Below are 15109 nucleotides of genomic sequence, written 5' to 3' on the forward strand. Positions count from 1 at the left end.
CCGGGGAATCACCATGTCACTTGCACTCGCCTTCATCGAGACCTCCGCCACCGGCGAGATCCGAAACACCGCAGCCATGCTGATCGCCGCGGCAGCCAAACTCGGCACGCCCGTCGCGGTGGTCGTGGCAGCTCCCGGCCGGGGGGATTCGCTGTCCTCGCAGCTCGGCGCGTTGGGTGCGGCACAGGTCTACGTTGCGGAGACCGACCAGGTCGGCAGCCTGCTCATCACCCCACACATCGCCGCGCTCGAAGCGGCGGCTGCAGCGCTTCAGCCGTCAGCGATCGTGCTCGCCCACTCGATCGACGGTCGAGAGATCGCCGGACGACTCGCCGTTCGCCTTGCGACGGGCCTGCTGGTGGATGTCGTCGACGTGCGCGCCGACGGCGACGCCGTCATCGCCACCCATTCCGTGTTCGGCGGGGCGTACACCGTCGAGGCCACGGTGCCCGGAGGGGGACCCGCGATCGTCACCGTGCGCCAGGGCGCTATCGATGCCCGTGCCGAAGCCGCATCACCCACTCTCACGACGGAGTCGATCACGGTCGACGCCGCTCCCGCCGCTGTCATCGATGCCGTGCACGCCGCCGTCGTCGCGACGGACCGTCCCGAGCTGAGAGGCGCGACCCGCGTGGTCTCCGGAGGTCGCGGACTCGGTTCGCAGGCCAACTTCGTGCTGGTCGAGCAACTCGCCGATGCGCTCGGCGCCGCGGTCGGCGCATCCCGGGCCGCAGTCGACGCCGGCTACGTGCCGCAGACCAGCCAGGTCGGCCAGACCGGCATCACGGTCTCGCCCCAGCTCTACGTCGCGCTGGGAATCTCGGGGGCGATCCAGCACCGGGCGGGGATGCAGACCGCCAAGACGATCGTGGCCATCAACAAGGATGCCGACGCGCCGATCTTCGACATCGCAGACTTCGGTATCGTCGGCGACGTGTTCACCGTGGTGCCGCAGCTCATCGACGCCCTCGGCAAACGCGCAGAGTGATGGCACTCGCAGAGACGATGTCCGGCTTCCGCGAAAGCCGGTGGTTCAAACTGGTCTGGATCGTGCCAGTGGTGCTGGTCGGACTCTTCCTGCTGGTGCTCGCCGCCCGGGGCATCCGGGCCTCGGATGGTGGCCAGTCGTTCCTCAGGTCGTTCCCGGGAGCCTCGCAACTTCCGACTTTCGCCCCGGTCGGATTCCCGGCCTGGCTGGCCTGGCAGCACGGGCTCAATGCCTTCTTCCTGCTCTTCATCATCCGCAGCGGCTGGCTCGTGCGCACGACCAAACGACCGGATGCCTATTGGACCCGCAACAACTCCGGCCTGATCAAGACCCCGGGACAGCCCGTGCGCATCAGCCTCAACCTGTGGATGCACATCTCGATCGACACGCTGTGGCTGCTCAACGGCGTGTTGTTCTACGTGCTCATCTTCTCCACCGGGCAGTGGACCCGCATCATCCCCACCCGCTGGGATGTCTTCCCCAACGCCATCTCCGCAGGCCTCCAGTACGCCTCCCTCAGCTGGCCGGTCGAGAACGGCTGGGTGAACTACAACGCGCTGCAGGTGCTCAGCTACTTCCTCGTCGTCTTCATCGCCGCGCCGCTCGCGCTGGTGACGGGGATCCGCATGTCACCGGGACTCGCCGTCCGCTTCAAGCCGATCGACCGGATCTTCCCGCTCCCGGTCGCCCGCGCTATCCACTATCCCGTCATGGTGTTTTTCGTGGCCTTCATCGTGGTGCACGTGACCCTCGTGCTCGCCACGGGCGCGATCAACAACCTCAATCACATGTACGCCGTCAACAACGGCTACAGCTGGGCCGGATTCTGGATCTTCGCCGCGTCGATCGTGCTGATGGTCGCCGCGTGGATCGGGGCGAAACCGATCGTGCTGCGCTCGATCGCGGGCAACTTCGGACGCGTGGGTCGCTAGAACCGCCAGCCCGCTAGAACTTCCAGCCCGCTAGAACTTCCAGCCCGCTAGAACTGCCAGGGGTAGGGCGACCAGTCGGGATCGCGTTTCTCCAGGAAGGCGTCCCTGCCCTCCACCGCCTCGTCCGTGCCGTAGGCGAGACGTGTGGCCTCGCCGACGAGCACCTGCTGGCCGGCGAGTCCGTCGTCGACCGCATTGAAGGAGAACTTGAGCATGCGGATGGAGGTGGGCGATTTGCCGAGGATGGTGCGCGCCCACTCCACGGCGGTGGTCTCGAGCTGGGCGTGCGGCACGACGGCGTTGATGGCTCCCATGTCGTAGGCGCGCTGTGCGGAATACTCCTTGCCGAGGAAGAAGATCTCACGGGCGAACTTCTGCCCGACCTGCCGGGCGAGGTAGGCGCTGCCGTAGCCGCCGTCGAACGAGCCGACGTCGGCATCCGTCTGCTTGAAGCGGCCGTGCTCCGCGCTCGCGATCGTGAGGTCGCAGACCACGTGGAGTGAGTGACCGCCGCCGGCAGCCCAGCCCGGCACGACCGCGATCACGACTTTGGGCATGGTGCGGATGAGGCGTTGCACTTCGAGGATGTGGAGGCGACCGGTGGACGCGGTGCCGTCCGCATACTGGTAGCCGTCCCGGCCACGGATGCGCTGGTCGCCGCCGGAACAGAATGCCCAACCGCCGTCCTTATGGCTCGGACCATTGCCGGTGAGGAGAACGACACCGACCCCCGTGTTCTGCCGGGCGTGGTCGAGTGCGCGGTAGAGCTCGTCAACAGTCTGCGGCCGGAACGCGTTGCGTACCTCGGGGCGGTTGAACGCGATGCGCGCGATCTGGCCTTTGGGGTCGAGATGGTAGGTGATGTCGGTGAGTTCGCCGAAGCCGTCGACCTCGCGCCAGACGGTGGGATCGAACAATTCTGAGACGAAAGCCATGTCCCCACAATAACCAGAACCGCTGGGCCGGGGCCCCGGTCAGAGCAGCGCCACCCGGCGACTCACCCAGAGCGCATACTGTGCCCAGGGGTCATCCACCCCGGCGCGCAGCTCGTTGGTGTGCTGCAGCAGCGCGTCATGTTGCTCGAACCATTCGGTGCGGGGGATGCGGTGGCCCGCGAACTGCGCGTGCCTCCGCTGTTCGACCAGACGGTCGCCCCGCTCGAAGGCCAGCAGCTCCTCCCAGGGCAGGCTTGCGAGGCGGCTTCGCGGATTGCCAGAGGTGCCGATCTTGATACGGCCACGAAACAGGATGTAGTAGACGACATCCACACGCAGAGTCGACGCGTCGTGGTCGGGGATGTCGCCGACCTTCCACTCGCAGATGGCGCAGAGCCAGCCCGAGGGGTATCGCACGCCGAGCCGTGATCCGCAGGCGAGGCAGGGTGACGGCAGCCTGTCCGTCATGCCGACGCCCTGCACAACCCAGTCGTGGGCCACGAGCAGGTGCTGACGGCACAGGCCGAGAGGGGCGCCCGGATCCGCCTCGGCGCGGCACGGGCCGCGGTCATCCGCCACGCACTGGGTCATGTCGGAAGGGTAACCGCCGCCGCCGACCTCCTGCCGGGGCTACTTCCAGAGCACGGCCACGAGATCGGAGAGCAGGTTCGGGGAGGCGAAATTGGCTTCTGAAATGGAGAGGTACACATCGTCACGGACGAAACTGGTGTAGCCCTCATCCACCGGGTATTGCTCGTTCGGCTTCACCAGGGTGCAGGATCGGCCGCCCAGCGCGTCGGCGCAGCTGTAGTTCTTAGCGGCCAACTCGGCGAGGTAGCCGAGTGCGAGGCTGTGATCGGCGTGGGCCATGGTCACCTCGAGGTAGGTGATGTCTGCGCCGGGATCGCGCCACACACAGTGCAGCTCGACGGCATTGGCGAGAACGGCGCCGGCCGGAGCACCGGGAGGCGATGGCGTCGGGGTGACGGTATCGGCGTCCGCCGCGTCGATGACCCCGGGATCGTTGAGCGGGGTGTCCCCGAAGGTCGCGGTGTAGGCCGCTTTCGGGACGATCGAGGCGCATTCCCGGGGAAAGCCGACGACCACCCCGGGCGTGGTCGAGGGCGATGGTTTCGCCGGGGGCACTATCGACATCGAGGCCGGGGGCGGGACTGGCGAACCGCCGGTGCAGCCGCTGAGTGCCGCGACGCCGAGCAGGAGCACGGTAAGGGTTGCGGCGGCTCGGGTGGGTGGAACGATCATGGTGCTCCCGGCGGGTAGACGGCGGCAGTTGGGTCGCCCCAGCATAGGGGTGGCGGGTGCGAACTGTCGCGCGGATATCGGACGGACCGGCGCGGGAAATAGCGCCTCCACCATCGAGTAGTTCGCAAATTGAACTAAACTGCGCTGGAGCCGGAGAACGAGTCCGGTACACCGGACGATTCATCGATGAAGCGGAGCGGAGCCATGCGGCGTTTCCCGGCGCACTCTCCGCGGTGGTCGTGCGCGGGGGCGTCATGAACGACCCGGTTTCGCGCCGAGTCCTCCGGGAATCCGTCGCTGTCACCCTCACCAACCTCGTGGCCATGCGCCAAGGAAGTTTCGGCTCGCTCCCCTCGCCCGCGGATTCTCCGAGGATCGTCATCGAGGGCCCGGACCCGGACCGGATCCTGCTCGCGGGATCCGGTGTCGTCACCGGTTACGGCATAGCCAGTCACTCACTCGGGGTCGGCGGGCATCTCGCGCGCTATCTGGGGGCGGCTACTGGGCATGGGGTCGTGCTGGACGTCGTACCGCTCCCCTCCCTCCTGCTCAGATTCGCTCCCGCCCACTTCGGCACCATCGATCTGAGCGGCTACGCGGCGGTCATCCTCGCCGTCGGGGTCAACGACTCCTTCGGATTCACGACCCTGAGTTCCTGGAGACGGAGCCTCACTACGATCCTCGGGCTGCTGAAGGATCGCATGTCGCCCGGCGGTCAGATCTTTCTCGTCGCAATCGCGGATCCGACCTCCTCGCCCCTCTTCCGCGATCGCCCGGCCCGCCGGGCGGGTGCGCGGGCGCACGTCCTCAACCAGGAAACCAGGCGAGTCGTGCGGAATGAACCGAACGTCACCACACTCGAGTTCGAGATCGGGGATGTCTCGCACGAGCCCCGACTGTACGACGCGTCGTCGTACCAGCGCTGGGCACGCCAATTGAGCCCTCCTGTCGTCGAGGGACTTCTGCGCCGGCGATCTCTCAGCTGAACCGCCGACCCAGCCGCGCAAACCCGGCATAAATGGTGCCCATGTAAACTCCTCCAGTCTCGATTCCCCTGCCCCGCGCCCAGCGCGGCCTTGCCGAAAGGATCCGCTATGAGCGACCTACGTCCTCGTTCCCGCTCGATCGACGGCATCGCCCGGCACGGCCAGCTTCGGCGCTCCCGCCCGGCCGCGACGGTGCTCAAGTTCGTGGGAGCGGCGCTCGCGGTGGTCGCTGTGAGCGCGGCATCCGTCGCCGGAATCGCCGTCACCCAGATCACGAACAACATCAAGTCCGTCGCCCTGCCCGGAGAGACGCAGGGTCCGCCGCCAGACCTCGGGTCGTTCGACGGCGGATTCAACATGCTGATCGTCGGAAGCGACACCCGCGCGGGCCAGGGCGCACAGTTCGGCAAGGACGACGGGGTGCTCAACGACGTCACCATGCTGGTGCACGTATCAGAGGACCAGTCCAACGCTGTCGCCGTGAGCATTCCGCGCGACATGGTGGTGCCGATCCCCGCCTGCCCCCGTGAGGACGGCAAGGGCAACTACAACTCGATGACGGCCCAGCCGATCAACAACACCCTCGCTTACGGCGGGCTGGCCTGCACCGTGCTCACCGTCGAGACCCTCACCGGCCTCGACATCCCGTTCGCCGCGCTCATCACGTTCCAGGGTGTCATCCAGATGTCGACAGCGGTGGGTGGTGTGCCCGTATGCATCAACGGTCCACTCACCGACAAGTACAGCGGCATCAGTCTGCCGAAGGCCGGCACCTACACCCTGGCTGGAGCGGACGCCCTCGCCTTCCTGCGCAGTCGCCACGGGGTCGGAGACGGCAGCGACCTCGGCCGCATCAGCTCGCAGCAGGTGTTCCTCTCCTCCCTCGTGCGCACTGTGAAGAGCAACGACACCCTCACCAATTTCACGAAGCTGTATGGCATCGCTACGGCGGCCAGCCAGAACATGACGCTGTCCAACAGCCTGAAGAATGTGAACACGATGGCATCGCTCGCGCTCGTGTTGAAGGGCATCCCGCTCGACCGCATCACGTTCGTGCAGTATCCGAGCACGACCGGCGTCGGCGGGGTCTACTCGGGCAAGGTGGCTCCGCTGAAGGACATCGCGACGGCACTCTTCGCCAAGATCAAAGCCGATGAACCGTTCTCGCTCGACTCCGGCACGGGTCGCGGATCCGTCACAGACCCGAGCGCCGCTCCCGCACCTTCGGCTTCTGCGGCCCCGGCACCATCGGCTTCTGCGAGTGCCTCGACCCCGCCGGTCGATGCGCTGACGGGTGTGCTCGGACAAACCGCTGCCGACTACACCTGCTCCAAGGTGAACAACTAGGGCGTTACCTGTCTTCGCGGCCGAGATAGCGCAGCAGCAGAACGGCGGCGACCAGCAACACGATACCGATCGCGATGATCAGGATGCCGATGGCCGGTCCGGCCTCGGCGAGGGACGGGGAAAACATGATGGTCCCCCTCGTCTGCTCTCGGAGCGCAGTGATGCGGGCTCTGGACCTCACTCTAGGTCTGCGTCGGGTACCGCGGAGCGTGGAACGGCTCCCCAGTCCGGGGGTGGATGCTTCCCCAGTTCAGGGGGTCGAATGGGCCCTCGCTCCCAGTGCCGCTATGATTGCAGTCGACTACATGGAGCTGTCGCATAGTTCGGCCTAGTGCACCACCCTGCTAAGGTGGAGTACCCGTAAGGGTACCGTGGGTTCAAATCCCACCGGCTCCGCACTTCGAAATAGCCCTGAAATCTTCGTGATTTCGGGGCTATTTTTCTGTGGCCGCCCGGTCATCGCTGAGCCGGGATGAGGGTGGCTACGATCAGTAGGTGACCCCTGCGCGCCGTCCTTCCGTCGCCTGGATGTTCCGCCTGATCGTTGTGACGGCGCTGGTCGGCATCGGCGCCGGAGTGAGCGGCCTGCTCGTGAGCCTCGCCCTGCGGGGGATCGAACATCTGGCCTACGGCTATTCGTCCGGCACCTTCCTGGACGGCGTCAGCCAGGCGTCTCCCGGACTGCGGGTCGCAGCGCTCGCGGTCGCCGGACTGATCGGGGGTGTGGGGTGGTGGGCGCTTCGCCGCTGGGGTGCTGCGGTCGTCTCTGTCGAGCAGAGCATCGACGGCAGACGGATGCCAGCGCTCTCAACCCTCGCGAATGCCGGTCTCCAGGTGATCATCGTCGGCCTCGGTGCTTCGATCGGTCGGGAGGTGGCACCGCGAGAACTCGGCGCCGCCATCGCGGGGTGGCTGAGCGAGAGGACGGGAGTCACCTCCCGTGAACGTCGCATCCTGATCGCCTGCGGTGCCGGAGCCGGGCTCGCCGCGGTGTACAGCGTTCCGCTCGGTGGTGCGCTGTTCGCCGTGGAGATACTGCTGGCAGAGATCAGTTTCGCCACCGCCCTGCCTGCCCTGGCGACGGCCGCCATCGCGACCATCGTCGCCCGGATCGCGGTTCCCACCACACCGCTCTACGTGATGCCCCGGTTCGACCTGACCCCGTCGCTGTTCGTCTGGGCGCTGATCGCCGGCCCGCTGCTCGGGTTCGCCGCCGTGGGATTCGTTCGGTTGGTGCGAGTGGCGGAACGGGTGCGGCCGCGATCCTGGTGGATCCTCCTGGTGATGCCGGCCGTGTTCACCATCGTCGGGCTGATCGCCCTGCCCTTCCCCGAAGTGCTGGGCAACGGGCGAGCGCTCGGCCAGACGGCATTCTCTGGCCTGGCGCCATTCGGCATTCTCGGCGTGCTGGCCCTGGTCAAGCTCGTCACCACCACCGCGACCATCGGCAGCGGCGCTGCCGGTGGCACGCTGACCCCGTCGCTCGCCATCGGTGCCAGCCTCGGTGCCGCCCTCGGTGGACTGTGGGAGCTAGTCTGGCCGGGCGGCCCGGTTGCGGCATTCGCGTTCGTCGCAGCGGCGGCCTTTCTCGCCTCCACCATGCGGGCGCCCTTCACCGCGATCGTGCTCGTGATCGAGTTCACGAACCAGGGTCCAGCCCTCCTGGTGCCGACCATGCTGTGTGTGGCCGGCGCCGTCACGGTGAGCTACCTCTTGGCGCGGTGGAGGATCACCGGAGTCGCCTGACCGTCACCGCCGAGAGGTGGGCTCCACGGATTCTTCGGATGTGCTCGGTCCGTGTGCTTCGGCGGGCGGGGCGCCACGCATCGCGCGAGGGATCCACCCGTCGCGGATGACCGAGGGTTCGGGTTCGGGGTGGCGTCGGTTCTGGATGACGAAGAGCGCGATGCCGAGGGCGACCGCGACGAAGGATGCCCAGACATTGGCGGGGATCCCGAGGAATCCGTCGCTCGTCGGGTCGATGCGAATCGCCTCGAGCCAGCTGCGGCCGAGTCCGTACCAGATGAGGTAGACGGCGAAGGCCCGGCCCCAACGCAGGTGCAGCTTGCGCTCGACCAGCAGGATGATCCCGACACCGATGAGGTTCCAGATGATCTCGTACAGGAAGAGCGGGTGGAACAGGGTGCCGGCGGCGAGCCCGGGCGGGAACTTGGCATTGGTCGCTTCGATCTGAAGTCCCCACGGAAGCGTTGTCGGCAGCCCGAAGAGTTCGTGGTTGAAGTAGTTGCCGAAGCGGCCGAGGGACTGGGCGACAAGCATCGCCGGGGCGAGAGCATCGGCGAACGACCAGAAGCGGATGCCGTGGCGCCGGCAGCCGATGTAGGCGCCGAGGGCGCCGCCGAGCAGCGAACCGTAGAGCGCGTTACCGCCGTCCCAGATCGCGAATACGTTCCACAGGTTCGCGCCAGGGAAGAAGTAATCGCCGATGTGGGTGAACACGTGATAGAAACGCGCTCCCACGATGCCGATCGGCACCGCCCAGATGATGATGTCGAGCACGACCCCCGGCTCCGCACCCCGGCTGCTCAGCCGGCGCTGGGTGATGATGACTGCCGCGACGATGCCGGTCAGGATGCAGATCGCGTAGGTGTGAACCGTGAGCGGCCCCAGGTGGAACTGGGACCACGCATAGGGGGGACTGGGGATGCTGGTCAGTACCGTCATCGGGACGCCTTTCGAGAAGTGCTGGGATCAGTCTCCCTCACCCTGCCGGCTCCATCATCTCTCATCGGCTCTTTCCGGCCCGGGACTCAGGCGAGCGTGAGGAAGAGCTTCTCGAGTTCATCGACGGTGAGCGTGTTGTCCGGATCATCCGGGGTGGCGACGCATCGGCGCATCGCGGACGACACGATGGTGAATCCGGCTTTGTCGAGCGCGCTGGATACCGCCGCGAGTTGGGTGACGACCGTCTTGCAGTCACCACCGTTTTCGACGGCAGCGATCACCGCGGTGAGCTGTCCCTGCGCCCTCCGCAATCGATTGAGGATCTTCTTGGTCTCTGCGGCGGACTCCGCCGACCCGGCCTCGGGCAAGGGGGCAGTTGCGTTCATTCGGTATCTCCTAGGGGGGTCTTCACACGAGTGTCGATTCGGGTTGACGATCGAACGTGGACATGCCTGCGACCCAGGTCTTGCAGCCGCCGTCGAGATTTCTGACGTCATGCCCGAGCTGGGTCAGTAGCCGAGTCGCGGTGTGTCCGCGCTGGCCGACCTGGCAGTGCACGACGAGAGGGCGACCCTCCAATTCGACGTGACGCAGCCGAAGCTCGTCCAGCGGGACGTTGACCGCGCCCGGGATCGAGCCCGCGGCGAATTCCGCTGCGGTCCGCACATCCACGAGCACCGTGCCGGTGCCGCGCGCCGCGTCCAGTTCGTGCCACTGCACCGATCTCGTCGTTCCGGTCGCCAGATTGTCCGCCACATAGCCGGCCATGTTCACGGCATCTTTCGCGGAGCCGTACTGCGGTGCGTAGGCGAGTTCGAGGTGGGCGAGGGAGGATGCGGTGAGCCCGCCGGCCATGGCCGTCGCGATCACGTCGATCCGTTTGTCCACCCCCGAACCGCCCACGATCTGCGCTCCGAGGATCGAATCGTCTTCCGGGTCGACGAGGAGCTTGAGGGCCATGGTCTCGGCGCCGGGATAGTAGGTGGCGTGGGATGCGGGATGCGTGTGGATGACCCGGTGTGCACGGCCCGCGGCGGTGAGTCGCTTCTCGCTCCAGCCGACCATGGCGATGGTCAGTTCGAAGACCCCGACGATCGAGGTGCCGAGGGCCGGCCAGGCCGGCTCTGGGTGGCCCGCGATGGCATCGGCAGCCGCCCGCCCATGACGATTCGCCAGCCCGGCCATCGTGACGAGGGTGGGGGAGGCGTCGACGGCGTCGATCTTCTCGACACCGTCGCCCACGGCGAAGATCGCCGGGTCGCTTGTGCGCTGCCGCCGGTCGACGGCGATGCCCCCGGTCGGTCCGATGGTGAGGCCGGCGCTGCGGGCGACGGACACCTCGGGTCGAACACCGCTTGCTTCGATCACGAGGTCTGCCCGCACCCGGGATCCGTCATCCAACAGCACGAAGCCGTCGGAAGCGGACACCACGGTCGTGCCCGTGCGCACGTCGACACCGTGCTGGCGGAGCACCGCGAGAACGGGCGCCGCCATCTCGCGATCGAGGGGCGACAGGACGTGAGCGCCCCGCTGGATGAGAGTGACCCCCACCCCGCGCCCGATCAGGTTCTCGACAGCTTCGAGGCCGATGAACCCGCCGCCGATGACCACGGCCTGAGCCTGCCCGGCGATGGTCGCGAGGGTGGCGGTGATGTGATCGACGTCGTCGACGCTCCGGAGGGTGTAGCTCGGAATAGCTGAGGCCGCATCGACGGCTGAGGCGGTGGCGCCACCGGCGAGCACGACGAAGTCGTAGGCCTGTTCGCGGGACGTGCCGTTGCGTAGGTCCGTGACGTGCACGATCTTGCGGTCGGGGTCGATCGACGTGACCTCGTGTTCCACTCGCACGTCCAGCGCGAAACGCGAAGCGAGCGACTCCGGCGTCTGGAGCAGCAACGAGTCCCGGTCGCCGATCACCCCGCCGACGTAGTACGGCAGCCCGCAATTGGCGAACGAGACGTATCGTCCGCGTTCGAACACCACGATCTCCATGCTCTCGTCGAGCCGACGCAACCGCGTAGCCGCAGACATCCCGCCTGCCACTCCACCGACAATCACTGTTTTCATGTGAGCCTCCGAGGTTCAGCTTATACCCCCGGGGGTATAGTGTGCGCAGCGGGTCATTCGCATCGAAAGGAAAATGAAATGTGCAGAGCTGTCACCTGCCGTGTCTGCGGCAAGACGACTTGGGCGGGCTGTGGCCAGCATGTCGACGAGGTCATGAAGAATGTGCCGAAGAGCCAACAGTGCCAGGGTCACGAGAAGCAGCCGGCGGGCGGGGGCTTCCTGTCGAAGCTGTTCGGGCGGTAGGTCGAGGCTGGCGCGAGCCGCATCGCCTTGCGCATCACGCCACGATCGGTGGCCCTTGGGGCGCAGTGGCCGCTTCGAGTCTTCCCCGCCGCCACGGGAGCTGACCGCTCACTTCGATCTGCAGCGTCATGCTCAGAATTGTGCGCACGAGCACGATGATCGCGAGAACCAGAGCGTCAGTCAGGGATGGGGTCGAGGTGACGGTTCGTACCAGGTCCGCGGCGACCAGCACTTCGAGCCCGAGAAGAATTGCCTTCCCGATCATGTCGCGAAGCCTCCGGTAGGCGAGGCCTGCGCTCCGACTGCGCCTCCACTCTCGACCGGCGAAAATCACCGCAACGACCACGCCGAGAGCCATGGATGATGCTCCGAGATAGTCGAAAACCGTGGCGATGATGGTGAAGATCATGGGGGCCTCCTCCATCGATCTTGACCTTCGGATCCACCCGGTGCATCTGTCGAGCGACCGTATCGCCGGTTCACCAGTAACAGTGGAAACAGTCGGATGACCGATACCGTGCACCGAAGTGCGAGTCCTACGCTCATTCGCATTCAGCCAAACGAAAGTGATGGAGGTTCGTCGTGACTCGTGTTCCCGAAGCGGAATTGGTGGGAGTGCCCGGAGGCACGCTCATTACCGCAACGCCCGAAGAAGGTCGGACGCTGGCCATCGTTATGGCGCGTCACTCCATTCACAACATCCAACCTGAACTGGACGATTTGAAGGCGGGCCGGCCGGTCTACTCCGTCAACCCGGACAGCCTCATCGCCGCGAGCCAGGTCATCGCGATCGAATTCCAGACCATCGCGGCCGCAAACAACTACTGGCGCTGATAGGCGGCTGCGCCGTATCGCTCACGATGTCCCCCCTGTTGGTGGCGGTTCGTCCGTTTCATAATGGACGCATGCTCGAGCGTGCGGAGGTGCCAGCCCAGCAGCTGAGAGGTCGAGAAGCGGAGCTAGGGATAGTCGCCGCTCTCTTCGAGAGTGTCGCGCCGTCCGGGCAGCTCGTTGTTCTCGAGGGAGATCCCGGGATCGGCAAGACGGCATTGTTGAGCGCCGCCGAGCAGTACGCTCAGGCGGAAGGATTCTCCACGAGCCGCGTGGTCGCAATCGAGACCGAAACGGCACTCCCTTTTGCCGGGCTCGAACAGGCGCTTCGGCAGTATCTGATCTGCTTGCCCCAGCTGACGGAGGGGCGTCAGGCTGCGCTCCGCTCCGCTCTCGGTATAGCGGCGGCGGCCACGCCCCAACCATTTCTCGTCGGCCTCGCGGCACTGGATCTGCTCGTGGCAGCGTCAGAGCAGAAGCCCATTGCGCTTTTTCTCGATGATGTGCAGTGGCTCGACCAGCTCTCACACGATGCATTCACCTTCGTGGCACGGCGGGCCAGCGCCGAGCGGATCACCCTGGTCTGCAGCGCACGAACCGGGACCCGGGGCGCCCTGATTGAGAGCATGGAACGCCGGATCGAAGTGCGGCCCGTCGATGAGGCGGCGGCGGCCCTCATCCTGAGTGATCACACGTCAGGGATGAGCGAGCGAGTTATCTCCACCGTTCTGCACCAGGCGGCCGGCAACCCGCTGGCTCTTATCGAGCTCCCGGCCTCTTTTCCCGGCGACAGGCAGAGTGAGCCTGACCGGGAGCACACCCTGCCTCTGACGGGACGGCTGGAACAGTCATTCGCCGGTCGACTCAGCACCCTTCCCCGAGAGTCCCGTGCGGTGGCGATCATCGCGGCAATTCATCAGGGCTCCGGTCTGGATGTCATCCTCACGGCAGCAGCTTCCTATCTCGGGCAACCGGTGACGCGTGGGGCGCTTGATTCTCTGACGTCGCGCGGCCTCGTAAAGGTGCAGTCAGGCGAGCTGTGGTTTCGGCATTCGCTCGCCCGTTCGGCAGTGATTCAGGCCTCTTCGCCCGGGCAACGAGAACGAGCGCATCGGTCGCTAGCCGAGACCTTGCGTGAAGATCCTCTGCACCGTGCCTGGCACCAGGCGAACTCGATCAGCGGTATCGATGACGACATAGCCGACGAGTTGGAATTCGCCGTGGCTTTGTCGGTCTCACGTGGGGCTATCGGGCGGGCAACCTGGTATCTCGAGCGGGCTGCAGACATGACCTCGGATCCTGCGCGTCGGGCGCACCGGCTCCTTCTCGCCTCGCTTCAGGCCTGCGACATGGGTCGTCCGGACATCGTCGAGCGCCTCGTCCAGCGCACGGCGTTCCTGCCTCTCTCCAGCACCGACACTGCTCGGGTCGAGCTGGTCCGTGAGACCTACGCAAGCGATGTTCCCGGGGATGCGACCAGAATCAGGCAGCTCTGCGTGTTGGCCGCAGGTGTGGCATCCGAAGATCTGGACCTGGCGTTGGATCTGCTCTTCAGCGCGGCAACCCGTTGCTGGTGGGGACGTACCGGTCCCACCGAGCGTGGACTGGTGGTGGATTGTGCGCTGGCTCTTCACGCGCGCGCGCGCTCGGATGCACGATTTGTGGGCGCTCTCGCACTTTCCGAGCCGGTGCTCGAGACGACCCGAGTGAACGGCCTCCTCGAACAGTTCGCACCGGCATCCGTGCAGGATGCCGAGCAGCTGAGGGTATTGGGGCTCGCCGCCTTCGCGGTCGGTGATTCTCCGCTGGCGGGCGACTACCTCGATCGGGCCGAAGCGAGACTTCGATCCGAGGGAAGGGTCGGGCTTCTGCTTCAGGTGCTCGGCATCCAAATGGCCGTTCACTATTACACGGGCGAATGGTGGCAATCGACAGCAGCCATGCACGAATCGACCGCCCTCTCGAGTGAGACGGGTCAACCCATCTGGGACACGGCGCTCATGCTGGGTCGCGCCCAACAGGCCGCACTGTGTGGTGAACTCGAGCAGGCGCTGCGACTGGCCAGCGAGGTAGAGATCTCCGCGCAGCGGCGACGGATGAGCAATGTCCTTTCCGGTGTTCAGCTCGCTCGGGGAAGTGCGTGGTGCAACGCGGGAAATTACAGTGAGGCATTCGTCGACCTGCTGCAGCTCTTCGACACGAACAGCTCCAGCCATCACCTCCGCAAGAGCTATACCCCGCTGCTCTTCCTCGCGGATGCCGCGGTACATTGTGCTCGGATCGAGGACGCGCGAAAGATCGTGGCGCAGTACGAGGAGCTAGCCGCCACAACTCCGTCCGCAGACTTGCACGCTCACCTCGCCTACGCCCGTGCAGTGCTCGCCCCGGGAGAAGCAGAACAGCTCTTCCGTGATGCTCTGGGCAGCGGTGTCACCCGCTTTCCGTTCGTGAGGGCGATGACGGAACAGGCATACGGTTCGTGGCTTCGAAGACGACGACGCATCGTCGAATCGAGGCGCTACACGCGCTCAGCGCTCGGTACCTTCGAACTGATCGGCGCCGCCGGGTGGGCGAAGCGAGCGAGGGCCGAACTGGCGGCTTCCGGGGAGGCGCCGACTTCGCGCAGCGATGTCACGGACGCCGATCTACAACTCACCCCTCAGCAAGCGCAGATTGCTCGACTCGCGGCTCAGGGTCTGTCCAATCGAGAAATCGGCGAGCGTCTTTTCCTCTCTCCCCGGACCGTGGGCTCCCATCTCTACCGGATCTACCCGAAGGTGGGGGTCAGTTCGCGAATCCATCTCGCGGGACGCATCGACCCCCACTGACGAC

General features: G+C 66.0%; 16 protein-coding genes and 1 tRNA gene. 9 read left to right on the forward strand and 8 right to left on the reverse strand.

Annotated features, from left to right (window positions below; translation table 11 throughout):
• The first annotated feature begins 13 nt into the window (after positions 1 to 13).
• Entirely contained in the window at positions 14 to 988 is a 975-nt protein-coding gene (locus tag VLI63_RS08665) for an electron transfer flavoprotein subunit alpha/FixB family protein (protein WP_409156454.1), read from the forward strand.
• Entirely contained in the window at positions 988 to 1920 is a 933-nt protein-coding gene (locus VLI63_RS08670) for a cytochrome b/b6 domain-containing protein (protein WP_409156455.1), read from the forward strand. The genes VLI63_RS08665 and VLI63_RS08670 overlap by 1 nt, the downstream gene beginning before the upstream one ends.
• A gap of 47 nt (positions 1921 to 1967) precedes the next feature.
• On the opposite strand, the gene VLI63_RS08675 is transcribed toward VLI63_RS08670, so the two are convergent.
• The 3 genes from VLI63_RS08675 to VLI63_RS08685 are packed head-to-tail and all read right to left on the reverse strand — an operon-like array spanning position 1968 to position 4118.
• Positions 1968 to 2855 carry a 1,4-dihydroxy-2-naphthoyl-CoA synthase gene (locus tag VLI63_RS08675; RefSeq protein WP_409156456.1) on the reverse strand — a complete coding sequence of 296 codons (888 nt, stop codon included), beginning with the start codon at positions 2853 to 2855 and terminating at the stop codon, positions 1968 to 1970.
• Between the two features lie 39 nt (positions 2856 to 2894).
• Entirely contained in the window at positions 2895 to 3446 is a 552-nt protein-coding gene (locus VLI63_RS08680) for a GIY-YIG nuclease family protein (RefSeq protein WP_409156457.1), read from the reverse strand.
• Positions 3447 to 3485: 39 nt separating this feature from the next.
• On the reverse strand, positions 3486 to 4118 hold the full coding sequence (locus VLI63_RS08685; RefSeq protein ID WP_409156458.1) for a hypothetical protein: 633 nt from the start codon (positions 4116 to 4118) through the stop codon (positions 3486 to 3488).
• Between the two features lie 254 nt (positions 4119 to 4372).
• Between VLI63_RS08685 and VLI63_RS08690 the strand changes: the two genes are divergently transcribed.
• Entirely contained in the window at positions 4373 to 5104 is a 732-nt protein-coding gene (locus tag VLI63_RS08690) for a hypothetical protein (RefSeq protein WP_409156459.1), read from the forward strand.
• 108 nt (positions 5105 to 5212) lie between these two features.
• Positions 5213 to 6451 (forward strand): LCP family protein, encoded by a 1239-nt coding sequence (locus VLI63_RS08695; RefSeq protein WP_409156460.1) that lies wholly within the window; start codon positions 5213 to 5215, stop codon positions 6449 to 6451.
• Between the two features lie 4 nt (positions 6452 to 6455).
• Here the strand turns inward: VLI63_RS08695 and VLI63_RS08700 are convergent, their stop codons facing one another.
• Positions 6456 to 6578: a hypothetical protein gene (locus VLI63_RS08700; RefSeq protein WP_409156461.1), complete on the reverse strand. Its 123-nt coding sequence runs from the start codon at positions 6576 to 6578 to the stop codon at positions 6456 to 6458.
• Between the two features lie 180 nt (positions 6579 to 6758).
• Between VLI63_RS08700 and VLI63_RS08705 the strand changes: the two genes are divergently transcribed.
• Positions 6759 to 6847 (forward strand) — tRNA-Ser (locus VLI63_RS08705).
• Positions 6848 to 6946: 99 nt separating this feature from the next.
• Positions 6947 to 8197 (forward strand): chloride channel protein, encoded by a 1251-nt coding sequence (locus VLI63_RS08710; RefSeq protein ID WP_409156462.1) that lies wholly within the window; start codon positions 6947 to 6949, stop codon positions 8195 to 8197.
• A gap of 3 nt (positions 8198 to 8200) precedes the next feature.
• On the opposite strand, the gene lgt is transcribed toward VLI63_RS08710, so the two are convergent.
• The 3 genes from lgt to VLI63_RS08725 all read right to left on the reverse strand — a co-directional run bounded on the left by lgt (position 8201) and on the right by VLI63_RS08725 (position 11203).
• The gene (gene lgt, locus VLI63_RS08715; protein WP_409156463.1) at positions 8201 to 9136 is read right to left on the reverse strand and encodes a prolipoprotein diacylglyceryl transferase; all 936 of its coding nucleotides are present in this window, start codon (positions 9134 to 9136) and stop codon (positions 8201 to 8203) included.
• A gap of 86 nt (positions 9137 to 9222) precedes the next feature.
• A complete protein-coding gene (locus VLI63_RS08720) occupies positions 9223 to 9522 on the reverse strand; it encodes a metal-sensitive transcriptional regulator (RefSeq protein WP_409156464.1) in 300 nt (99 codons plus the stop codon).
• Positions 9523 to 9544: 22 nt separating this feature from the next.
• Positions 9545 to 11203, reverse strand: a complete 1659-nt coding sequence (locus VLI63_RS08725) for an FAD-dependent oxidoreductase (RefSeq protein WP_409156465.1) — start codon at positions 11201 to 11203, stop codon at positions 9545 to 9547.
• Positions 11204 to 11281: 78 nt separating this feature from the next.
• Between VLI63_RS08725 and VLI63_RS08730 the strand changes: the two genes are divergently transcribed.
• On the forward strand, positions 11282 to 11446 hold the full coding sequence (locus VLI63_RS08730; protein WP_409156466.1) for a hypothetical protein: 165 nt from the start codon (positions 11282 to 11284) through the stop codon (positions 11444 to 11446).
• A gap of 34 nt (positions 11447 to 11480) precedes the next feature.
• On the opposite strand, the gene VLI63_RS08735 is transcribed toward VLI63_RS08730, so the two are convergent.
• Positions 11481 to 11855: a DUF1622 domain-containing protein gene (locus tag VLI63_RS08735; RefSeq protein ID WP_409156467.1), complete on the reverse strand. Its 375-nt coding sequence runs from the start codon at positions 11853 to 11855 to the stop codon at positions 11481 to 11483.
• 173 nt (positions 11856 to 12028) lie between these two features.
• Between VLI63_RS08735 and VLI63_RS08740 the strand changes: the two genes are divergently transcribed.
• Together VLI63_RS08740 and VLI63_RS08745 are read left to right on the forward strand one after the other, a co-directional pair.
• The gene (locus VLI63_RS08740; protein WP_409156468.1) at positions 12029 to 12280 is read left to right on the forward strand and encodes a hexameric tyrosine-coordinated heme protein; all 252 of its coding nucleotides are present in this window, start codon (positions 12029 to 12031) and stop codon (positions 12278 to 12280) included.
• 71 nt (positions 12281 to 12351) lie between these two features.
• On the forward strand, positions 12352 to 15105 hold the full coding sequence (locus VLI63_RS08745) for an AAA family ATPase (protein ID WP_409156469.1): 2754 nt from the start codon (positions 12352 to 12354) through the stop codon (positions 15103 to 15105).
• Positions 15106 to 15109 lie beyond the last annotated feature (4 nt).

Origin of the sequence: Lacisediminihabitans sp. H27-G8 (genome assembly GCF_046156175.1) — a bacterium.
In the GTDB taxonomy this organism is placed as follows: domain Bacteria; phylum Actinomycetota; class Actinomycetes; order Actinomycetales; family Microbacteriaceae; genus Lacisediminihabitans.